Origin of the sequence: Bradyrhizobium elkanii WSM2783, assembly GCF_000472865.1 — a bacterium.
Lineage (GTDB): Bacteria > Pseudomonadota > Alphaproteobacteria > Rhizobiales > Xanthobacteraceae > Bradyrhizobium > Bradyrhizobium elkanii_A.
The window spans coordinates 97,589-117,149 of record NZ_AXAP01000016.1 but is presented as its reverse complement, the minus strand read 5'-3'; the positions used below and the strand labels follow the sequence as shown (position 1 = coordinate 117,149).

General features: G+C 62.2%; 21 protein-coding genes and 1 tRNA gene. 9 read left to right on the top strand and 13 right to left on the bottom strand.

Going from position 1 to position 19,561, the window contains the following annotated elements; genetic code table 11:
• The first annotated feature begins 2 nt into the window (after positions 1-2).
• Positions 3-326: a 2Fe-2S iron-sulfur cluster-binding protein gene (locus tag YY7_RS0116995; RefSeq protein WP_028164295.1), complete on the top strand. Its 324-nt coding sequence runs from the start codon at positions 3-5 to the stop codon at positions 324-326.
• A 61-nt stretch (positions 327-387) separates the two neighbouring features.
• On the opposite strand, the gene YY7_RS51865 is transcribed toward YY7_RS0116995, so the two are convergent.
• The 7 genes from YY7_RS51865 to YY7_RS0116960 all read right to left on the bottom strand — a co-directional run bounded on the left by YY7_RS51865 (position 388) and on the right by YY7_RS0116960 (position 7,072).
• The gene (locus YY7_RS51865; RefSeq protein ID WP_080663729.1) at positions 388-2,037 is read right to left on the bottom strand and encodes a class I adenylate-forming enzyme family protein; all 1,650 of its coding nucleotides are present in this window, start codon (positions 2,035-2,037) and stop codon (positions 388-390) included.
• A gap of 9 nt (positions 2,038-2,046) precedes the next feature.
• Positions 2,047-2,463 (bottom strand): Zn-ribbon domain-containing OB-fold protein, encoded by a 417-nt coding sequence (locus tag YY7_RS0116985; RefSeq protein WP_028164294.1) that lies wholly within the window; start codon positions 2,461-2,463, stop codon positions 2,047-2,049.
• A gap of 2 nt (positions 2,464-2,465) precedes the next feature.
• Complete coding sequence (locus YY7_RS0116980) at positions 2,466-3,434, bottom strand: thiolase family protein (RefSeq protein ID WP_245287297.1); 969 nt, start codon at positions 3,432-3,434, stop codon at positions 2,466-2,468.
• 206 nt (positions 3,435-3,640) lie between these two features.
• Positions 3,641-4,435, bottom strand: a complete 795-nt coding sequence (locus YY7_RS0116975) for an enoyl-CoA hydratase/isomerase family protein (protein WP_028164292.1) — start codon at positions 4,433-4,435, stop codon at positions 3,641-3,643.
• 17 nt (positions 4,436-4,452) lie between these two features.
• Positions 4,453-5,214: an ABC transporter ATP-binding protein gene (locus YY7_RS0116970; protein WP_028164291.1), complete on the bottom strand. Its 762-nt coding sequence runs from the start codon at positions 5,212-5,214 to the stop codon at positions 4,453-4,455.
• Positions 5,211-6,080 carry an ABC transporter permease gene (locus YY7_RS0116965; protein ID WP_245287296.1) on the bottom strand — a complete coding sequence of 290 codons (870 nt, stop codon included), beginning with the start codon at positions 6,078-6,080 and terminating at the stop codon, positions 5,211-5,213. The genes YY7_RS0116970 and YY7_RS0116965 overlap by 4 nt, the downstream gene beginning before the upstream one ends.
• A gap of 5 nt (positions 6,081-6,085) precedes the next feature.
• Complete coding sequence (locus YY7_RS0116960) at positions 6,086-7,072, bottom strand: ABC transporter substrate-binding protein (protein ID WP_028164289.1); 987 nt, start codon at positions 7,070-7,072, stop codon at positions 6,086-6,088.
• A 186-nt stretch (positions 7,073-7,258) separates the two neighbouring features.
• Between YY7_RS0116960 and YY7_RS0116955 the strand changes: the two genes are divergently transcribed.
• Positions 7,259-8,188 carry a LysR family transcriptional regulator gene (locus tag YY7_RS0116955; RefSeq protein WP_028164288.1) on the top strand — a complete coding sequence of 310 codons (930 nt, stop codon included), beginning with the start codon at positions 7,259-7,261 and terminating at the stop codon, positions 8,186-8,188.
• Positions 8,189-8,359: 171 nt separating this feature from the next.
• Here the strand turns inward: YY7_RS0116955 and YY7_RS0116950 are convergent.
• Positions 8,360-8,436, bottom strand: a tRNA-Arg gene (locus YY7_RS0116950).
• Positions 8,437-8,735: 299 nt separating this feature from the next.
• Between YY7_RS0116950 and YY7_RS0116945 the strand changes: the two genes are divergently transcribed.
• Positions 8,736-10,085 (top strand): globin-coupled sensor protein, encoded by a 1,350-nt coding sequence (locus tag YY7_RS0116945; RefSeq protein ID WP_028164287.1) that lies wholly within the window; start codon positions 8,736-8,738, stop codon positions 10,083-10,085.
• 372 nt (positions 10,086-10,457) lie between these two features.
• Positions 10,458-11,072, top strand: a complete 615-nt coding sequence (locus YY7_RS0116940; protein WP_028164286.1) for a hypothetical protein — start codon at positions 10,458-10,460, stop codon at positions 11,070-11,072.
• A gap of 103 nt (positions 11,073-11,175) precedes the next feature.
• Here the strand turns inward: YY7_RS0116940 and YY7_RS0116935 are convergent, their stop codons facing one another.
• The gene (locus tag YY7_RS0116935; RefSeq protein ID WP_028164285.1) at positions 11,176-11,394 is read right to left on the bottom strand and encodes a hypothetical protein; all 219 of its coding nucleotides are present in this window, start codon (positions 11,392-11,394) and stop codon (positions 11,176-11,178) included.
• A 60-nt stretch (positions 11,395-11,454) separates the two neighbouring features.
• Complete coding sequence (locus YY7_RS0116930) at positions 11,455-12,459, bottom strand: 2-dehydropantoate 2-reductase (RefSeq protein ID WP_028164284.1); 1,005 nt, start codon at positions 12,457-12,459, stop codon at positions 11,455-11,457.
• Positions 12,460-12,605: 146 nt separating this feature from the next.
• Between YY7_RS0116930 and YY7_RS0116925 the strand changes: the two genes are divergently transcribed.
• Together YY7_RS0116925 and YY7_RS0116920 are read left to right on the top strand one after the other, a co-directional pair.
• A complete protein-coding gene (locus tag YY7_RS0116925) occupies positions 12,606-13,211 on the top strand; it encodes a YidB family protein (protein ID WP_028164283.1) in 606 nt (201 codons plus the stop codon).
• Positions 13,212-13,262: 51 nt separating this feature from the next.
• Positions 13,263-13,541, top strand: coding sequence for a GlsB/YeaQ/YmgE family stress response membrane protein (locus YY7_RS0116920; RefSeq protein ID WP_028164282.1), 279 nt, complete (start codon positions 13,263-13,265; stop codon positions 13,539-13,541).
• Between the two features lie 184 nt (positions 13,542-13,725).
• Here YY7_RS0116920 and YY7_RS0116915 read toward each other — a convergent pair whose 3' ends face one another.
• The gene (locus YY7_RS0116915; protein ID WP_028164281.1) at positions 13,726-14,508 is read right to left on the bottom strand and encodes an SDR family NAD(P)-dependent oxidoreductase; all 783 of its coding nucleotides are present in this window, start codon (positions 14,506-14,508) and stop codon (positions 13,726-13,728) included.
• 269 nt (positions 14,509-14,777) lie between these two features.
• Between YY7_RS0116915 and YY7_RS0116910 the strand changes: the two genes are divergently transcribed.
• The 3 genes from YY7_RS0116910 to YY7_RS0116900 are packed head-to-tail and all read left to right on the top strand — an operon-like array spanning position 14,778 to position 17,837.
• Positions 14,778-15,842 (top strand): acyl-CoA dehydrogenase family protein, encoded by a 1,065-nt coding sequence (locus YY7_RS0116910; protein WP_028164280.1) that lies wholly within the window; start codon positions 14,778-14,780, stop codon positions 15,840-15,842.
• A 15-nt stretch (positions 15,843-15,857) separates the two neighbouring features.
• Complete coding sequence (locus YY7_RS0116905; RefSeq protein WP_028164279.1) at positions 15,858-17,018, top strand: acyl-CoA dehydrogenase family protein; 1,161 nt, start codon at positions 15,858-15,860, stop codon at positions 17,016-17,018.
• A gap of 18 nt (positions 17,019-17,036) precedes the next feature.
• Positions 17,037-17,837, top strand: coding sequence for an enoyl-CoA hydratase/isomerase family protein (locus tag YY7_RS0116900; protein ID WP_028164278.1), 801 nt, complete (start codon positions 17,037-17,039; stop codon positions 17,835-17,837).
• Between the two features lie 58 nt (positions 17,838-17,895).
• Here YY7_RS0116900 and YY7_RS0116895 read toward each other — a convergent pair whose 3' ends face one another.
• A complete protein-coding gene (locus YY7_RS0116895) occupies positions 17,896-18,645 on the bottom strand; it encodes a hypothetical protein (RefSeq protein WP_028164277.1) in 750 nt (249 codons plus the stop codon).
• Positions 18,646-18,647: 2 nt separating this feature from the next.
• Complete coding sequence (locus tag YY7_RS0116890; protein WP_028164276.1) at positions 18,648-19,442, bottom strand: enoyl-CoA hydratase; 795 nt, start codon at positions 19,440-19,442, stop codon at positions 18,648-18,650.
• Positions 19,443-19,561: the final 119 nt, after the last annotated feature.

Sequence of the window (19,561 nt, the reverse complement as noted above, 5' to 3'; positions counted from 1 at the left end):
CGATGACTGCGATCACCTTCATTCATCCCAATGGCCGAAGCGATCGGGTCGAGACCAGCGACGGCGAGAGCGCCATGCAGGCCGCGACCCGTCACGGACTGGATGGCATCCTGGCCGAATGCGGCGGCAACGCCATGTGCGCCACCTGCCATGTCTATGTCGACGATGGCTGGCTGACGCGCCTCCCGCCGATTGGCGACGAGGAAGACGCCCTGCTCGACGGCACAGCCTGCGACCGCCTGCCGAACAGCCGCCTGTCCTGCCAGATCAGGATCACGACCGAACTGGATGGGCTCGTGCTGCGCCTGCCGGAACGGCAGGTCTGAACGACGATCGGCTGCGCGAAAACATGGAGGAGACGATCAAGCGGCTGGGCTGCCCCTTGTGCTACTCGGAAACCTGACGGCGACCGCAGCGAGCGCCGAGATCTCCGACAACATCGTGCGCATCGGTCTCGTCCTTGCTGAATGCAACCGGAACTAGGCGCTCTGTTCCAGCCCCCCCGGCGTTGCCGACCAGTTCGACCGCTTGAGCCCTCAAGTCTCGCTTGAGGACCTTGCCGAGCGAATTCCGCGGTAGCGCATCGACGATGAAGACGTATTTGGGCTTTTTGTATCCGGCGACCAGATTGCGAACATGCTCGACGATCGACGAGGGGGTTGGACTTGTCCCTTCGCATCGTTCGATAAAGGCCGCGACGGCTTCGCCGAAGATCGCATCGTGTACCCCGACGACAGCCGCATCCGACACGTCCGGATTCTGGAGCAGAGCCTGCTCAACCTCTTTGGTATAGATGTTGAACCCTCCGCTCAACACCATGTCCTTCTTGCGGTCGACGATGTAGAGGTAGCCGTCCTCATCCGCCTTCGCGACGTCGCCGGTGTGGATCCAGCCGTCCTTGATGGTTTTCGCCGTATCTTCGGGGCGGTTGTAGTAGCCCCGCATGACCGAATATCTCCCAGGTTCGCCTACGCGGACGAGAAGCTCGCCGGGCTCGCCGGTCTTGACCTCGATGCCGGCGTCGTCGACGATGCGGACCTCGACGCCAGGCGTGGGGCGACCGATCGAAGCGGCATGGTCGAATTGCTCCTCATGGGACAGGGAGGTCACACCACCGACCTCCGTCATCGCGAAGAACGACACGAGACGAACATGCGGGAGCAACGCGAGGAACTGGCGTTTCAGCTCGACAGGGAATGCCTCGCCCGTGACGACAATGCGCCTGAGGGACGCGCAGCGACCGGGATCGTGCTTTATCTCCGGAAGCAGCATCCTGCATACGGTCGGGACCATACCGACCACGCTAACTTTCTCCCTGGCAATCGTGTCCACCGCCTCGCGAGAATCGAACTTCTTCATCACCACGAGGGTGCCGCCAAGCGTCAGGGAATTGGCAAGCCGGGCGAAACCGGTTCGATGGGCGAGCGGAGTTGTAACCAGATAGACGTCGTCGCTCGATATTCTCCATTCGATCGCATTGACGAAACAATGCTGAACGACGACGTTCGAGTGCGTGATGATCGCACCTTTTGGTGTGCCCGTTGTACCAGAGGTGTACATGATGATCGCATCATCGCAGCCGATCGGGAGGGATGGCGCCGGTGTCGGTTCCGACTTCCGCAGTTCGGCATACTCGACGGCACCTACGCAATTCGTTCCCGTCGTTATCCGGACGGCATCCGGATTCGCCTGCAATACTTTGTTTATCGCAGCGCCGTCGCCTTCGAACACGATGGCGGCGGGCCTGCTGTCGGAACATATATGCAGAAGTTCGTTCGACGTGAGACGGGTCGTTACGGGGACAACGATTGCGCCCAGCGAGAATGCGGCGAAGAAGAGCTCGACGACCTCCACACCGTTGGATAGAAATACGACGATACGATCGCCCGGACCGATACCGTTCTCCCTGAGCCCGTTTGCGACGCTGCGGATTCTCCGATCCAACTCGCGGTAGCTGAGCCTTTCCGATCCGCAGACCAATGCGACCTTGCTCGCATGACGCACCGCCTGCGCACGGAGGATAGTTTCCAGGCGCATGTCCGCTCCTTAAACGACGTCGAAGGCCGGGTATTGAACGTCGTCGGAAATCCGATCCCAAGCGACCTCTACGCGTTGACCGATGGCGACTGTATTGGGATCCCTGTTCAGGATGTTGCCGAGGATCCGTACGCCTTCGTCGAGCTCAACCGTCGCGACGGAAAGAGGAAGGCGCCCCTCCAGACCGGGACCGGGCACGCGAATGACGGTGCACGCGTAGATCGTACCCTTGCCCGACACTTCGCGCCATTCGAGATTCCGGCTGCCCGTGAAAATGCTCACCGGGCGCGGATAGTGCTGAAACCGCCCGGTGTCCTTGCAATACTGCAGCATCAGCTTGCCGGCCTTCGCCCCCTCCCAGAAGGGCTTGGTATCAACGTAGATCGACGGTTTCGGGACGGGACGTCCGGTCTTTTCGTCAGCCATCTTCATGCCTCCAGAATCATCGCGGCGCTGGTACCCCAGTTGCGCGCGTAGGGAATTACGCCGATACCCGTCACGAGTGCGTTCCTCGGATCCGGTACTTGCCGACCCTCGCCCTCGCCGAACATTTGACGTACCGCTTCGGCCAGGTTGAGGCCGCCGCTGGCCAATCCCGGCTGCCCCGCGGAGATTTGGCCTCCGCCGGTGTTAAGAGGCAGGGTCCCCTTGTGGGAAAGATCGGTGTCGAGGGTGAACTCGCTGCCCTGCCCTCGTTTGCAGAAGCCGAAATCCTCGAACTTCATCATGACCGCGATCGTGAAATCGTCGTAGGGCTGGAACATCCGGATGTCTTTCGGAGCGAGCCCCGATTGTCCGTACACGATCGGCGCGATCTTCGAGAACCCTGTCTCTGTTATGTCCGCGAGCGGATCGCTTCCGTTGAAGTTCGTCACCTCGGCATATGCTGTCGGATAGACCATCTTCGTGATTCCGAGCTCCCGCGCCTTCTTCTCGGTCGTCACGAGGAAGGCGTTCGCGCCATCGCAGAACATGACGCAATCGAGGAGGCGAAGCGGATCCGCGATGACGCGCGACTTCTCGTAGTCGGCCATCGTGATCGGTGTCTTGAACTTCGTGTACGCGTTGTCGTTATGCAGCGCGTGCTCGCGTTGCGTGATGGCGATCTTTCCCAGTGCCTCGGGCTTGATCCCAAACTGATGGTTGTATCGGCTCATGAGAAGCCCGAACGTCGCAGGAGGACCTTGAACACCGGGCGGGTCCTGAAATTCGGAACGATAAGCTCCGTAGTTCGCCCGCCAGGCGGTGCTCGGCGCGTCCGCCGACAGGACGACGGCCACCTCGCAGTACCCATCGCGAATGGCCGATGCGGCACGAGCCACGCCGCCGGTAGCGGAACACCCTCCGGTCCCTCCGTAGTTGAGCCACGTCGGCGTGATGCCGAGGGCTTCGGTCATGTAGACGGCGAAGAACGGATTCGGACATTCGCTTAGCGGAGCTGTCACTGAGAGGCCGTCGATCGCGTCCTTCGGAATGCCGGTAGCCGCAAGCAATTTTGCCAGCGCCTCACCTCCTAGATCGAATGCGCTTCGACCGCTCTTGAAGTCGATTGCGGTCTCGGAATAGCCGGCGATTACGATATCACGCTTCTTTCCTGACATGGTCACTCTCCGCGGAATTCGGGGGACCGCTTCTCCCGGAAGGCCTTCAGGCCTTCGTCGCGATCCTTTGTGAAATACAGAAGAAAGGATGCGTCGCCCTCGGCGTCGAAGCCGTCGGCAAGCGACATATCCACGCCGCGGTCAATAACGGCCTTCGTCATCATGACCGGAATAGGCGCGTTCTCGCTGATGCTCTTGGCGATCTCCCTGGCCTTGTCGAGCGCCTTGCCCTGATCGGTTACATGGCTGACGATCCGATAGCGCTCGGCCTCTGCCGCGGAGATCCGTCGACCGGTCCACATCAACTCCTTCGCGAGAGGTTTTCCGATCAGTCGGGGTAGGGTTTGGGTGCCGCCGCCGCCTGGCATCATCCCGAGCTTGATCTCCGGCAGGCCGAATTTCGCGCTTGCGCCCGCGACGATGATGTCTCCGACCAGGGCCAGTTCGAGACCTCCTCCCAAAGCGAATCCCTCGATTGCGGTGATCAGAGGCTTGGTGAAGCCGCCGATATCCTTGAACAGCCGGTTCACCTTCCGCGCTCGCTTCCGAAAGCGGTAGAAGTCGAAATAGCCGTTCTCCGTGATCTGGAATTCGCTGGTGTCGATGCCGGTGCAGAAGGCCTTGTCACTACCGAGAAGGATAACTGCCCTCACGTCCCTCTGGTGCTCGACTTCATTGAGAATTCCGAGGATTTCCTCAGCGGTCTGCTCGCGAAGTGAGTTCAGCTTTTCCGGTCGGTTGATCGTGATTTCGACCCAGCCTTTTTCCCGGTTCAGGATCACGTCCTGGTAGCTCATTCTTGGTCTCCGATGGTTCAATGGTCGGTTGATCGTTCCGCGCCCATCGCGGACGCTATCTGAGCGTGCAGATCGGCCATCGCGCGCGAGCTCGACCTGGCCTGATCGTCTATGCGCACCTCTAGAGCCACTCTGGCGGGTGGGCTGAGCACGAGCGCGCGATCGGCCATCTCGAGCGCATCATCGATCCTGTGCGTGATGAGTAGACACGTCTTCCGAAATTCCCTTGCAATCTGCAGGAAGTCGCCGCGAAGGGTTTTCGAGGTAACGTGATCGAGCTGACTGAAGGACTCGTCCAGGAATATGATCTCAGGATCTATCGCGAGCGCTCTGGCAAGAGATACGCGCTGGCGCATGCCGCCGGAAAGCTCGTGAACATACTTGTTGTCCGCCCCGTCCAGACGCACTCGTCCCAGCCATTCCCGCGCGCTTCTTCTGGCTTCATTCTTGGGTCTTCCCAGGATGAGCAATCCAAGTTCGACGTTTTCGAGAGCCGTGCGCCAGGGCAAGAGACGGTCGGTTTGAAAGCTGACGGAAAGACGCCCTTTCAGCGCCTTGAAGGACGCGTAGGGATCGAACCCCGCCACTCTGATCTGTCCTTTGTTCGGACAGGTCGTTCCCATGATGAGATTCAACACCGTGCTCTTTCCCGCGCCTGTCTGCCCAAGAAGAACGACGATTTCTCCTCGCCTGACGTTCAGAGACAGGTTGTCGACGGCGAGGTAGCTTCCGAAAGTCTTTGACACTTCGCGCAGTTCGATGATGTTCTCTTCGGTCATCTTACGGTCGCCTCCGCGCGCCACTTCAGGAATAGCTTTTCCAAGCCATTCACGAATGCCTGCAGCGCCACATTGAGGATTACGAGGAAGAAAGTCCACGCCAGGACCTGGTCGATCCGAAACGTCGATTGAGCAAGATTCATCCGCGCGCCGATGCCGATCGCCGACGCTACGAGCTCCGCGAATATCACCATTCGTATCGCGTATCCGATGACGGATTTGGTCGTCAGGAAAACGTAGGCAACGATGTGCGGCAGAATGAGATAGCGGAGCACCTGCCACCGCGAGGGCCGAAAGCTCTCGATCATATCGACGAGCTCCTTGGGTAGCGCTCGCACCCCTTCGTAGACGTTGAGGGCATAGAATGGCAGCAAGATAACCAGCAGGATGAAGAATATGCGTGCCTCTGGGTTCTTGAACCAGAACACGGCGATCAACATCCAGGAAAGCGCGGGAATGCCGGTATCGATGACGACAACAGCTTTGAGATAGGCCCGCAAATGAGTGAACATTCCCATCGCAAGTCCGATGAGAACGCCTACCGTCATTGCGATCGTAACCGAAATAGCGAGGCGGACGAGTGTTACCGCCACATGGTATGGGTCGGTGAAGAACAGTTCGCGCGCGGCATTCCAGACGGCGACCGGCGAAGGCATTATGTAGTCCGGAACGAAACGGCTGGTTACTTCCATTGCCGCAAGAAGCAGGACGACCACGACGACGGTTGCGACGATATCCCGTCGACTTTCGGCGTTGGGCCAAGCCCCGGCAAAGCCAGCAAGCGGCTTGGCGATCTTGGCTGCATCTCCAGATTGAATTCGCGATTGCCCGGCGGCGGCTGAGATAGACATCTGCTTTTCCGGCATGTGCGTCAAACGGCGAAGAAGTTTTCGTCGATCGGCTTGCTCAACAGGCCGTTGCTGGCGAGAAAATCGCTTGCGATCATGACGGCCGACCTGGAAAGCTCGTCGCTCATGGGACGATAGCCGAACTCCAGTCGGCGAGAACTCATCGCCTCCTTCAGGACATCGATCTGAATTCCGGTTTTGCTGCCGAAGAGATCGGCCGCCTTCGTCGTGTCGGCGTTGATTCCCGAGAGGCAGTCCTCGAACATCTTGCTGATCTTCGCAGCTATCCCGGGATTGGCGTCGGCCAGTTCTTTACGGATCGCGACACCGAAGTAAGGTAATTCAATGCCCCCCGATATTTTCTTGTACACATCTCCGGCCTTCAGGAGCACGCGCAAGTCGGGCTTCCTTATCAGGCCGGTCGTGATATTGGGCTCCCATGATATGGCGGCATCGGCACGATCGGCCATAAGTAAAGATACGGACGCGGCCGGATTGTCGACGTTCTGAATCGTCGCGTCCTTTTCCATATCGAAGCCGAACGCCACCTTTATCAATGCTCTCACGATACGGTAGGTGCCTGTCGACTGTAACGCCGCGATCGTCTTGCCCTTCAGTTTGGAGACGTCCTCGACGCCGCCCTTCGGCGCGAGCATCGCGATCATGTTCGCATCGGTGATCGAACAGACGTACTTGAGAGGGACGCCCGCCTGATAACGGGCAGCGAAGGTGTCCCAGCTTCCGATGCAGATGTCGTAATTTCCCGCAGTGAAGTCGTTGTAGTAGGTCGAAACGGCCGTATACGGCGACGGATCGGGGAGAATGATTCCGTTCTTGCGCCCGAGATGATTGGCGAGAATGTATTGGACGGGCAGCACCGTAAATCCGGGTTGCAGCGATGCCCAGCGGACATTGATGTCCGAGGCTGCGAGCGCATTGCGGATAATCGCCGGTGCGGAAACCGACGCCACCGACAACGCGAGCAGCTTCCGCCTGGTCAACTGGATCATTCGTTCCTCCCCCGTACCGCGCCCGCGTTCATTCTTTTCCGGCCTCGACGCCGAGGGGCGTGAGGAGAAAAGTCCGCAATTCCGCTGTTGAAAGAAGCCTAAACTTGCCAAAGTCGGAACGATAGCGCATTTTCGCTTCCCCTTCGTTCCATAAATGGGACGAGTAGAGCGAGCCCGGAGGTCGGCGTGGCAAGAAAATTGGATCTGAACGCGCTGCTTCTGTTTTTTGAGGTCGTCAATGCAAGGAGCATTAGCGGCGCGTCGAAGAAGTTGGACATCCCCAAATCCACCATCAGCCGCAAGCTGATGTTCCTGGAGGACCAACTGAGCGCCGTGCTCTTCAAGAAAGGCGGCCGCAAACTTTCCCTGACCGACATCGGACAAGCCCTGTACGAGCACTGCGAACGGATCGCCGCCGAGATCGACGAGGCAGGACTGGGTACTGCCCGGATGCAAACGGAATTGCGTGGAATGCTGCGCGTCAGCATGCCTGTAGACTTTGGAACGGGATGGCTAAGCAGCGCGATTGCCGCATTCGCCGTAAACTATCCCGACATACATCTGGCTATCGATACGAACAGCCGCTGGGTTGATGTTTCGGTCGAATCTTACGACGTCGCCGTGCAATTGGGGACGTTGCCGGAAGCCCACGGGGGCGTGCGCCATCTCGCGAGCATAACTCGAGGCGTATATGCCAGCCCGGCATTCCTCGAACGTAGGGGCGTACCATCGAGTGTCGACGACTTCGAACATTTCGACTGCGTCGTAACCGAGCATCAACGCGCCGAAGGGGTCTGGACTTTCCGGAGCAGCCTCGGCGTCAAGGTGATCGACGTCGTGGGACGCATATCGGTAAATCACATCGGCGTTGCGCGAGAACTCGTAATCGGCGGCGTGGGACTGGGTATTCTGCCGAACATCATGTGTCAGAACGACATAAGAGCGAAGAGACTCGTGCGAGTTCTTACCGATTGGGAGAGCCCGTCGCTGCAAGTTAGCGCGACCTTCCTGGGGAAGCGAAAGGAATCCAGACGATTACGGGCTTTCCTGGATTTCATGGAAACCAAGCTCAAGATCGAGGGTGATTCCGTTTCGTCTAGAACCGGCACGCTCTAAGTTGGCGACGACGGTAATGCCAGGAGTGGACACGGATCCGATCACCGCGCGATCACTCCGCAATTCTGGTACACATGCTTGATCTCGATGAGTGCCCGTCAATGGCCTCGGAACGAAGCGCGTACGTCGAGGAAGCCGCAGTCTTTATTGGATTTCCTGCATCGGCAAGAATGGCGATCCCGGGAAGACTCGAACTTCCGACCTACGGTTTAGGAAACCGCCGCTCTATCCGGCTGAGCTACGGGACCGCGAACCCCTCTCTCGGAGTTTCGGCACCTCATAGCAGACTGAAAGGCCGATCGCCAGACTCCGCAGCGGTCGGCGCCGCTCGCGGATGATCCGCGTGAGACAGGGTTCCGGCGCGCTGTCGGCGCCTGATCGAAGGGCTGCTTCCGCGAATACGCGCACCCCAGATGTGAACAACAAGTTAACCGGCTGACAAGCCTTGCTTGAGCAAGATCAAGGTCATCGGCCGCGAATCACGTGAAAATCCAGAGCGGCCGCTTTCGGCCGTCCCACCTTACTCCTTCCCCATCCGGAGCACTCTGTGAACAGCGCCGGCAGCCTTGCCACCCGTCTCGCCTTCCATCGCATCGACCAGAAGACCACTGCGCTGTTGCGCGAGGCGCGCAGCCTCGTCATCGATGCGCTGCCCGGGATCCTTGACCGCTTCTACGATCACGTCAGTCGCTTCGCAGAGACCGCGCGATTCTTCCGCAGCCGCGAGCACATGATGCATGCCAAGCAGATGCAGATGAAGCACTGGTCCATCATCCTGGAGGGGCGCTTTGACGCCGACTACGAAGCATCCGTGGCGCGGATCGGCGAGATTCACAACAAGCTCGGGCTCGAGCCGGGTTGGTACATCGGCGGCTACAATGCGCTGTTGTCAGATCTCGTGAGCGAGGTCGCGATCCGCATGCCGACGCGCATGCTGAGTCGCGGCTCGGCGGCGAGGCAGGCCGCGATGCAGCGCGCGATCGTCAACGCGGCACTGCTCGACATGGACATTGCGCTCGCCGTCTACACCGAGGCCGAACGCCGCGACCGGCGCCAGACGCTGGACCGACTGGCGACGGATTTCGAGGGCGCGATCGGCGGTGTCGTCGACATCGTCGCCTCCGCATCCACCGAGTTGCAGGCGTCGGCGCAATCGCTGCAAGGCGCGACCGATCGCACCTCGGCGAAGTCCGGCCTGGTCACGGTCGCTTCGCGCGAGGCTACCACGAATGTCAACGCAGTCGCCGCCGCGGTCGAGCAACTCACCGGTTCGATCCGCGAGATCGGCGAACGCGTCACCGATTCGGCCCGGATCGCGACGGAGGCGACCGCGGCAATCAATGCCGCCGGCGACAAGATGCAGAAACTCTCGGCCGCCGCGCAGCAGATCGGCACCATCGTCGGTCTCATCACCGACATTGCCGGCCAGACCAACCTGCTCGCGCTCAACGCCACCATCGAGGCGGCGCGTGCCGGCGACGCCGGGCGCGGCTTTGCCGTGGTCGCGCAGGAGGTCAAGTCGCTTGCCGAGCAGACCACCAAGGCGACCGCCGACATCGCCGCGCAGATCGGCGACATGCAGCAATCGACCACGGAGTCGACCAGCGCCATCGGTGATATCGTCGGCGTGATCCGCTCGATGGGCGAAGTGTCGAACGCAATCGCCTCCGCCGTCGAGCAGCAGGACGCCGCCACCAGCGAGATCTCGCGCAACATCCAGCAGGCGGCGGTCGGTACCAGGGACGTGTCTGAGAACATCGAGGATGTCATGCATGCCGCCAAGGAGAGCGGCGGCAGCGCATCGAACGTGCTTGATGCGGCGGGCGAATTGTCGCGGCAATCGGAGCTGCTGCGCAATGAAGTGTCAAAATTCCTCGCGACCGTGAAGGCCGCCTGAGAACGTTGCGAGCTGACGCCGCTGTGCTTCCGCATCCTGGCCGGGCAAAGGCGGTGGCGGCCGGGCGAGGTAAGCGGCTTCCTCGTCGCGGTCGTGCGGGTTCCATCCGGAGCCAAGCCCGCTATGTAAATCGAGGCGGCAGCCTCGCCTGCGACGAACGCCCCCAGCTTGCATGCTGTCCTTCGCCTTGAAATTCCTAGAAAATTTTAGTCGAAGCCAGACGTGACCAGATGCGCTATGAGACCTCGCCCACACCCTGTGGACGCACGGTTCCACCGTGACAAGCGCCATCAAAATGACGACAATCCGCCTAACTCTCTCGCCCGTCCGAATCTGGCTGGGAATGCCTCTGTGATCGCCTCGCGTTTGCTAATGCTCAGTGTTGCCGCAGCCGGTGCAGCCGTGCTTGCGCCCGCGCGCGTCGACGCGCAATGGTGGCGCGGCACGCCGAGGGATTTCGAGGAATGCGCCGACGTCGCCGAGAAGGCGAAGACCAAGGAAGACAAGACCTCGCAGCTTGGCGACTGCAACGCGAAATTCGCCGGCCGCCGCAAGCCCGGCGGCGGCTACACTTATTATGACTTCCTGCAGGACCGCTCATTCGACATCTCCGGCCCCAACCCGACGCCGGAGGAGCAGAAGAAGATCGACCAGGAATATGCCCGCTATCTGGAAAAGCAGCGCCGCGAGAGCATGACCGCGGCGCTCGCCTTGAAGCAGCAGCAGGAAGCGCAAGTGCAATTGCCGCCGATGCAATCGCCCCCGCAGCCGGACGTCCAGAAGGTGACATTGCGGACCGACACGGTGCGGGTGCCGGTGCCGGTGGCAAGCCCGGTCAAGCGGGCCGAGCGCATCAGAGCCGCCAAATGCGCCAAGGACTCGTTTTCCTGCGACTGGCCGCGGGTCTCCGCGAGCTGGAACGAGTTCAAGAAGATTTTCGCCCCGCAGCCGCCGGCGCCGCCCGCCAAGGCGAAGCAGCGGAGCTGACCCTTTCGGAATCGCAGCCGGGTGAAGCGCAGCGTAACCCGGGGCCGCCCCCTAAGGCAAAGATCCCGGGTTGCGCTTCGCTGCACCCGGGCTACGAGGTGCCTTAGCGCAGATGCGTGCGCTTGGCGCGGTGCGGCACGACCCGCTTGGGCGCAGGCGCAATCGGATCCAAGGCCGGCGCTCGCGATGCCGCGCGGCTCTCCTGCAATCGTGCGTCATAGCCCGGTGAGGGGACGACCGTCGGCGGCGCGGCATGGGAGGCCGCGACTGAACCTAGAGTCAGGGTCACAACCGACCACACTGCGGTGGCGATCCGTCTCATCGATCCTCCTCCATCATGTCCCCATTGGAATTCGTGCGGGGCCGGCGCCTTTTCAAGGCATCAGCCTCGGATTTGCCCGACCGTCAACCCGGGCGAGCCCTTGCCCGCCGCCTCGGCCTGCTTGACCAGTTCGACGATACGCCGTGACAGCGGCGCCTTCAGGCCACGCCGGTCGGCGATATCTGTGATGACGCCCTGTAGATAATCGATCTCGGTGCGTCGCCCGCGCTTGAGATCTTCCCACATTGAGGAGCGCGCCTGCGGATCAATCTTCATGGTACGCCCGAGCAGCGCCTCGAAGATCGCATCCGGCAGCCGCAACAGCGGCGGTATTAGCCCAGCCGGAATCGGCGTCGGCGACACCGGTCTAATGCCTTCCGCCTTGATCGCCGCGAGCCCCTCCGCCATCTGGTCGGCGAACAGCTTTCGCCAGTTGCGCTGTGCGAGCTGCCGGCGCAGCGGGATGTCGGACAGCGCATTCAGCGCGTTGTTGAGATTGACGATCAGCTTGCCCCACTGCACGCCGTCGATATTGTCCGTCGCGCGCATCGCAAGGCCCGGCACCGATAATTGCTGCGCCGTGCCCGCCGCATCCCGTTCGACGACGATTGCGCCCGATGTCGAGCGGTGAAACCTGCCCTCGCCGAGACCGACCACGTTGAACGGCACCATCCCGCCCAGCACCTTTCGACCGGGTAGGCGCTGGCGCAACAGGCCGACATTGCCGACGCCGTTCTGCAGGCTGACGATGACTGCATCGTCAGGCGCGTGCCTCGCGATGAGGTCAGCCATATCAGCGGTATCCGCGCTCTTGACCGTGACCAGCACCGTGCCGGCGTCGGCAAAAATGCAGGGATCGTCGGACAGCGTGATCTCGTTCGCAGCAAGCCTTTGCTCTGACCCGTCGAAGCCGGTCAGGCGCAGCCCGTTACCCCTGATTTCATCGACCACGCGCGGCCGCGCCAACAGCGCCACCTTGCGGCCGCTCGCCGCCAGCATGCCGCCGACAAAACAGCCGATGCTGCCGGCGCCGGCGATCCCGATCGGTCGATCCAAAGCATTCATCCGCCGTTCAACCCCACGACCATAATCGATAGCAGACTTGGTATTTTGTGCCTACCGAACCGGAGCCGCAGCCTGCGGCCGTGCCTTGTAACCGTCATGGGCGGCCGTTATGTTTTCGGCGCGGGGCAGATACGCGGGAGAAGACGATGGGTTTACTCGACGTACTCAACGGCATGCAGAATGGCCCGCGCGGGCCCAGCACGCCGAGCGCCGAATCCGACAAGGGCGGCATGTCGCCAATGACCATGGCCATCCTGGCACTGCTGGCCTGGAAGGCGGTCAGGCATTTCACCAATCAGCCCGGCGAGGCCCCACGGCAGGCGCCGGCGCCGACGCCAACTCAGACACCCGCTCCTCCGCCCGGCAACGTCGTCGCAGCAAACGTGCCCGGCGGTGCGGCGGGCGGCGGATTGAGCGATCTGCTCAAGGGCGGCCTTGGCGGACTGCTCGCCGGTGGTGCTGCCGGCACCGTCCTGAGCGGCGGGCTCGGCGATCTCTTGAAGCAACTGCAGGATAACGGCCTCGGCGACCAGGCCAATTCCTGGGTCAGCAACGGCCCAAACAAGCAGGTCGCGCCGGGCGATCTCGCCAACGCGCTGGGTGCCGACCAGATCGACCAGATCTCCGCGCAAAGCGGCCTATCGCGCGACGACCTGCTCAGTGGCTTGAGCCAGTTTTTGCCTGACGCGGTCAATCACCTGACGCCGGACGGGCGACTGCCGAGCGACGAGGAAATGTCGCGGCGGGTTTGATTGCGGCCGCGGATAAAGGCTGATTTCTCGTTTCAGGAAAGGACGACCGCCATGAGCGGCATTCTTTGGATCATTATCGTCGGCTTCATCGCAGGCCTGATCGCGCGCTTCCTCTCACCCGGACCGAACAACCCGAGCGGGTTCATCCTGACCACGGTGCTCGGGATCGCCGGCGCGTTTCTTGCGACCTGGGTCGGACAGGCCATCGGCCATTACAGCCCCGATCAAGGCGCCGGCTTCATCACCGCCACCATCGGCGCGGTGGTGGTGCTGTTCATCTGGAACCGGCTGGTGGCGAGCGGCGTCATTCCCGATCCCGGCAGGCGGTAGCGCGCTTTGCTCTCGCTCCGTCATGCCCGGGCTTGTCCCGGGGCATCCACGTTCTTCGTATCCGCGGCCAAGATCGTGGATGGCCGGGACCCGGCTACGCCAAGGCTTCGCCGGGCACTCCAGCGTCGGTCCGGCGAAGCGATAGCGAAGACGGGCAAGCCTGGCCATGACATAGAGGATGCACCTACGAAATCAGATGCATTCCCGCATCCATGCGCACGCATTCGCCGGTCATGTTGCTCGAGGCCGGCGTCGCCAGGAAGCAGACGAGCTGCGCGATATCTTGCGCCGTTGAGGCGACCTTCAGCGGCACCCTCGCCACGACAGCGTCGCGCACCTGCTTGGCGCCGGCTTCGCCGCGGCCCTTGGTGAACCAGGGCGTATCGATATAGCCGGGACAGACCGTGTTGACGCGAATGAGCGGCGCGAGCGCACGCGACAGCGACAGCGTCATGGTGTTGAGCGCGCCCTTGCTGGCGGCATAGGCGATCGAGGAGCCGACGCCGGAAATACCCGCAACCGACGAGACATTCACAACCGCCGAGGCGCGCCCCGACGCGTTCGCGCCAGCTTCAAGCAGCGGTCGGGTCGCGCGCACCATCTGGAACGGCCCGATGGTGTTCACCGCGTAGATGCGTTGGAAATCTTCCGCCGAGAGCCCGTCGAGATTGTCGTGCGCGACATGCTTGGTGGTGCCGGCATTGTTGATCAGTGCATCCAGCCTGCCCCAGGATGCCGCCGCTGCGGCGATCTTCCGACAATCCTCGTCGCGCGACACGTCGCCCTGCACCACCACGACCTCGGCGCCGGCGCTGCGGCAAAGATCGGCGGTCTCTTCGGCTTCGTTCTTGCTGTTGGAATAGTTGACGACGACGCGTCCACCGCTCTTTGCCAGGATCTGCGCGGTCGCGGCCCCGAGGCCGGACGCAGAGCCCGTTACGATCGCATACAAACCATCCTTCGACATTAGCACTCCACTCCCTCTTTAGCTTTTGCGCTCAAAACGTTCCCGCGCTGGCATACCATATCGCGCGGCCAAGGCGACAAGCCAGAACTCCGTTGCGTGGAATTTCTCCTTCCGCACATGGCTCGCATGCCGCGGCCGCAGGCGGCCCTGCGGACAGCGCTTGTCAGGGCTATGGCTTTTCCCCATCATAAAGCGCAAGAACGAAATGCACTTGGCGCGACCGTTTGGCGCGTCCGAGACGTGCCAAATTCCATAGCTTGAGGAACGCCGTGGCGGAGAGTGAGAATATCGTCGTCGAGACCGCAGAGAAAATCTTTGCCGATCTCGCCGACGCCCAGACTATCAACAGTGATACGACGGGAAGCTGGAAAGCGCCGCTGTGGCAGGCGCTGAGCGAGGCCGGCCTGCCGCTCGCCTGGGTGCCGGACGATCTCGGCGGTTCCGGCGCGAGTCTGGCCGAAGGCTTTGGCGTGCTCAACGCCGCGGGCCGGTTTGCAATCGCGGTGCCGCTCGCCGAGACCATGCTGGCGGGCTGGCTGCTCGCGCAGGCGAAGATCACGTCCCCCGACGGCGAGATGACGGTGGTCCCCGCGAGCCCGAAGGACCGCATCACGCTCAATGCCGATGGCAGCCTGTCCGGCCGCGCCCGCGGCGTGCCCTTTGCCAAAGCGGCAAAGCATTTCGCAGTGCTGGCGCATGGCAACGGCGGCATCTCGATCGCATTGGTCGATGCCGCGAAAGGCCGGATCGAGGCCGGCATCAATGTCGGCTACGACAATTCGGACACCGTGACGCTGGACAAGGTCGAGCCAATCACGATCAAGCCGGCGCCGAAGGGCTTTGACCAGACCACGCTGATGCTGATGGGCGGCGTGGTCCGCAGCCTCCAGATCGCGGGCGCGCTGGAATCGATGCTCGACATTTCCGTGCGCTACTCCAACGAACGTGTCGCCTTCGAGAAGAAGATCTCGAAATTCCAAGCGGTGCAGCACAATCTCGCACGCCTCGCCGGCGAATCCGCCGCCGCGCTTGCGGCCGCGACCTCTGCCGCCGACGCGGTTGCGAATGCGACCTCTTTCGACGACGCAGTGTACCTCGAAGCAGCGTCCGCCAAGATCCGCTGCGCGGAGGCGGCCGAGAAAGGCGGCGCCATCGCACACCAGGTGCACGGCGCGATCGGCTTCACCATGGAGCATATCCTGCATCGCTATTCGCTGCGTGCGCTGGCCTGGCGCGACGATTTCGGCTCGGAAAGCCATTGGGCGGTTGAGCTCGGCAAGCGTGTCGCCGCCAGAGGCGCCGACGAATTGTGGCCGCTGGTGGCCTCGCGCTGATTTACGGAAAGAGCCATGACTGCAGCCCTACGTTTCGATCCGATCCGTCTGCCGCCCGAATGCGAGCAATTACGCAAAGAGGTGCGCGCCTTCCTTGCCGAGGAGATCGCCGCCGGCACCTTTGATCCGAACAAGCCCAACCGCGAAGATACCGACGCGCCGGAATTCTCGCGCCGGGTCGGCGCCAAGGGCTGGCTCGGCATGACTTGGCCGAAGAAATATGGCGGCCAGGAGCGCTCGTTCCTTGAACGTTATGTGGTCACCGAGGAGATGCGGGTCGCCAACGCGCCGACGCGACGCTTCTTCGTCGCCGACCGCCAGAGCGGGCCGGTCCTTTTGAAGTACGCGCCCGAGCATATCAAGATGGACATCCTGCCGCGCATCTGCCGCGGCGAACTCTGTTTTGCGATCGGCATGAGCGAGCCGAATTCCGGCTCGGATTTGTTCGCGGCGAAGACGCGCGCGACCAAGACCGACGGCGGCTACCTCATCAACGGCAGCAAGATCTGGACCTCCTCGGCGCATATCGCCGACTACATGATCGCGATCTTCCGCACTTCGCCGCCGACGAAAGAAAACCGTCGCCATGGCCTGACCCAGTTCCTGGTCAAGATGAAACAGCCGGGCATTGAGGTGAATCCGATTGGCCAGATCACGGGGCAATTCGAGTTCAACGAAGTCGTCTTCACCGACTATTTCGTGCCCGACGATCACGTGCTCGGTGAGATCGATGGCGCCTGGAAGCAGGCGACGTCAGAGCTCGCCTATGAGCGCAGTGGCCCCGAGCGCTTCCTTGAGACCTATTACGTGCTGACCGAGCTGGTGCGCGCCGTCGGCGACAAGCCTGATACGCGCAGCGCCGAAGGCATCGGCCGCCTGGTGGCGCAGCTTCACACCATGCGCCGCATGTCGGTCTCGGTCGCCGGCATGCTGCAAGCCGGCAAGGAGCCGGTCGTGGAGGCCTCCATCGTCAAGGACATCGGCACGGTATGGGAGCAGCAATTGCCGCATCGCGTGCGCGACCTCGCCGCCTTCGTCGAGGAGACCGCCTCCAACCGCGAGACGCTGGAGAAGCAGCTCGAATTCGCGCTTCGGACGGCGCCGAAACTGACGATCCAGGGCGGCACCACGGAAGTGCTCCGCGGCATCATCGCCCGCGGGCTTGGGTTACGCTAATTTTTGTAGGGAACGCTCATGAGCAAATATACCGATATCGGCGTCGAGAAGCAGGGCCACGTCGGCCTGATCGAAATCCGCAGACCGCCGTTGAACTTCTTCGACGTCGCGCTGATCAACCAGATCGCGGACGCGCTGGAGGAATTCGACCGCGACATCGAGATCCGCGCAAGCGTGCTGGCTGCGCAAGGCAAGGCGTTCTGCGCCGGCGCCAATTTCAACGATCCGGCGCGGCAGGAGCAGGAAGAGCGCGCAGCCTCCGATCCGGCTGCCAATCTGCCGATCAACCATCTCTACGTGCAGGCGGTGCGCATCTTCCGCAACAAGAAGCCGATCGTCGCCGCTGTCCATGGCGCCGCCATCGGCGGCGGACTTGGCCTTGCCGTCTCCGCGGATTTCCGCGTCACCTGCCCCGAGGCGCGCTTCTCGGCAAACTTCACCAAGCTCGGCTTCCATCCCGGCTTCGGATTGACATTCACGCTGCCCGAACTGATCGGCAAGAACAACGCGGAATTGATGTTCTACACCAGCCGCCGCGTCACCGGCGAGGAGGCCTATCGCTGGGGACTCGCCAACGTGCTGGTGCCGCAAGATCAGGTGCGCGCCGAGGCGCTGAAGCTCGCGCAGGAGATCGCCGAGTGCGCCCCGCTCGGCCTCATCTCCACCCGCGCCACCATGCGCAGCGACTTCGCCGACCGCGTGCTCGCCGCCACCAACCATGAGCTGATCGAGCAGACCAGGCTGCGCGCCACCGAAGATTTCAAGGAAGGCGTGAAAGCCTCCGCCGAGCGCCGCGTTGCGAATTTCAAGGGGCGATAACGCCGCTCTCGATCGTCATGGCCGGGCTTGTCCCGGCCATGACGACAGAGTGTGTGGCTCAGGCGGCGAGCCGGAACGTGACGCCAGCCAACGAGAACTCGTCGCCGGTCACCGCAAGTCCCTTTTTCCTTGCAGCATCGCGCACCCTCGCCGCGTCCGCCACCTTGAACGTCAGCGCGCTCATGATCTCGCTTTCGCCGTTGACGAAGCGGAAGGTGCAATTCGGCAATCGTAGCTCGGTCCCGCTGACCGGCACCTCAAGGATCCGCCCCCAATGCGCCGCGAGCACTTGCGGCTCCGGGCTCTGCATCTCGACTTCGGTCAGCGCCTGCGTCACATCCTTTCGGATGTGCTTCTGCCACTCCGGCCCGGCCGGCGGATAAGGCCCCAGGACATCGTCGCTGCCATCGGTGTGGTTGAACTCGATGAAGGCGGCGCGGCAGTCGCGCGGGTGGAGTTGCACGCCGTGATAGGGCGCGTGCGTGATCACGTTCGCGGTGCGCACGCCGATGGCGTTGGCATGCGCGCCGCGCGCGTCGGGATCGTCGCAGCAGAAAATCGCCATATAGCCGCCGCGGCCGCTGGTCTTCTCAATGAAGCGGCCTGCCGCCGTGCCCGGCTTAAACGGTGCCACCACTTCGAGCAGGATGGTGTCAACCGGCAGCAGCGCGTTCTCCAGGCCATATTTCGCGACATTGCCGTCGCGATAGCAGACGCTCAGGCCCATGATGTCGGCGATAGCTGAAATCACGGGCTCGAGTTCTGGCGCCACCAGACAAATCTGGCGCAGCCTGAGGTAGCCAGCCATCCCTACTCGCCCTTGAAGACGGGCTTGCGCTTCTCGACGAACGCCTTGGCCGCTTCCTTGTGGTCGGCTGTCTCACCGCAGCGGGTGTGATGGATGGCTTCGCCGTCGAAGCAATCCTCGAGCGACAGATGCTCGGCATTGTTGATGTTGCGCTTGATGAAGCCGAGCGCGATCGACGGTCCCTGTGCCAGCGACATCGCAAGCTCGCGCGCGGCGGCGTCAATCTGCGCATCCGGCACCACCTTGGTCACGACGCCAAGCGCATGCGCCTCCTGCGCGGTGAGGACCGGCGAGGTCAGATACAGCTCGCGCGCCTTCGCGCTGCCGAGGAGTTGGGTCAGGAAATAGGTCCCGCCATAGTCGCCGGAGAAGCCGACCTTGGCGAAGGCGGTCGTGATCTTGCAGGACTCGCTCGCCACCCGCAGGTCGCAGGACAGCGCGATCGAGAGCCCGGCGCCGGCTGCAGCGCCGTCGAGCTGCGCCACCACCGGCTTTGCCATCTGGTGCAGGATCCGCGAGACCTCCATGCCGCGACGTAAGTTGGTAAGTTTGGCCTCGAACGGCAGCGGCGCCCGCCCTTCCGCCATCGACTTCACGTCGCCGCCGACGCAGAAGGTGCCGCCGGCGCCCTTGATCAGCACCGCCCGCACCTCGTGATCCTCGGCTGCCCGCCGCGCCGCCTCGACCAGGCCGCGCGTCATGTCCGGGTTCAGCGCATTGCGCCGCTCCGGACGGTTCATGGTGATGGTGAGCAGGCCGTTGTCGAGGCTTTGCAGGACGATGCTGTTTTCAGTCATGGGTTTGGCTTTCTTGGTTGTTGTTAGTTAGATCCATCCACCGTCATTGCGAGCGGAGCGAAGCAATCCATCTCGCCGCTTGCGGAGCCATGGATTGCTTCGTCGCTATCGCTCCTCGC

Excerpts from the sequence above, each read along its gene's own strand:
- YY7_RS0116995 (WP_028164295.1), top strand. The coding sequence starts at position 3 with ATGACTGCGATCACCTTCATTCATCCCAATGGCCGAAGCGATCGGGTC.
- YY7_RS51865 (WP_080663729.1), bottom strand. The coding sequence starts at position 2,037 with ATGCGCCTGGAAACTATCCTCCGTGCGCAGGCGGTGCGTCATGCGAGC.
- YY7_RS0116985 (WP_028164294.1), bottom strand. The coding sequence starts at position 2,463 with ATGGCTGACGAAAAGACCGGACGTCCCGTCCCGAAACCGTCGATCTAC.
- YY7_RS0116980 (WP_245287297.1), bottom strand. The coding sequence starts at position 3,434 with ATGACCGAAGCCCTCGGCATCACGCCGACGTGGCTCAACTACGGAGGG.
- YY7_RS0116975 (WP_028164292.1), bottom strand. The coding sequence starts at position 4,435 with ATGAGCTACCAGGACGTGATCCTGAACCGGGAAAAAGGCTGGGTCGAA.
- YY7_RS0116970 (WP_028164291.1), bottom strand. The coding sequence starts at position 5,214 with ATGACCGAAGAGAACATCATCGAACTGCGCGAAGTGTCAAAGACTTTC.
- YY7_RS0116965 (WP_245287296.1), bottom strand. The coding sequence starts at position 6,080 with ATGCCGGAAAAGCAGATGTCTATCTCAGCCGCCGCCGGGCAATCGCGA.
- YY7_RS0116960 (WP_028164289.1), bottom strand. The coding sequence starts at position 7,072 with ATGATCCAGTTGACCAGGCGGAAGCTGCTCGCGTTGTCGGTGGCGTCG.
- YY7_RS0116940 (WP_028164286.1), top strand. The coding sequence starts at position 10,458 with ATGCTCAGTGTTGCCGCAGCCGGTGCAGCCGTGCTTGCGCCCGCGCGC.
- YY7_RS0116935 (WP_028164285.1), bottom strand. The coding sequence starts at position 11,394 with ATGAGACGGATCGCCACCGCAGTGTGGTCGGTTGTGACCCTGACTCTA.
- YY7_RS0116930 (WP_028164284.1), bottom strand. The coding sequence starts at position 12,459 with ATGAATGCTTTGGATCGACCGATCGGGATCGCCGGCGCCGGCAGCATC.
- YY7_RS0116925 (WP_028164283.1), top strand. The coding sequence starts at position 12,606 with ATGGGTTTACTCGACGTACTCAACGGCATGCAGAATGGCCCGCGCGGG.
- YY7_RS0116920 (WP_028164282.1), top strand. The coding sequence starts at position 13,263 with ATGAGCGGCATTCTTTGGATCATTATCGTCGGCTTCATCGCAGGCCTG.
- YY7_RS0116915 (WP_028164281.1), bottom strand. The coding sequence starts at position 14,508 with ATGTCGAAGGATGGTTTGTATGCGATCGTAACGGGCTCTGCGTCCGGC.
- YY7_RS0116905 (WP_028164279.1), top strand. The coding sequence starts at position 15,858 with ATGACTGCAGCCCTACGTTTCGATCCGATCCGTCTGCCGCCCGAATGC.
- YY7_RS0116900 (WP_028164278.1), top strand. The coding sequence starts at position 17,037 with ATGAGCAAATATACCGATATCGGCGTCGAGAAGCAGGGCCACGTCGGC.
- YY7_RS0116895 (WP_028164277.1), bottom strand. The coding sequence starts at position 18,645 with ATGGCTGGCTACCTCAGGCTGCGCCAGATTTGTCTGGTGGCGCCAGAA.
- YY7_RS0116890 (WP_028164276.1), bottom strand. The coding sequence starts at position 19,442 with ATGACTGAAAACAGCATCGTCCTGCAAAGCCTCGACAACGGCCTGCTC.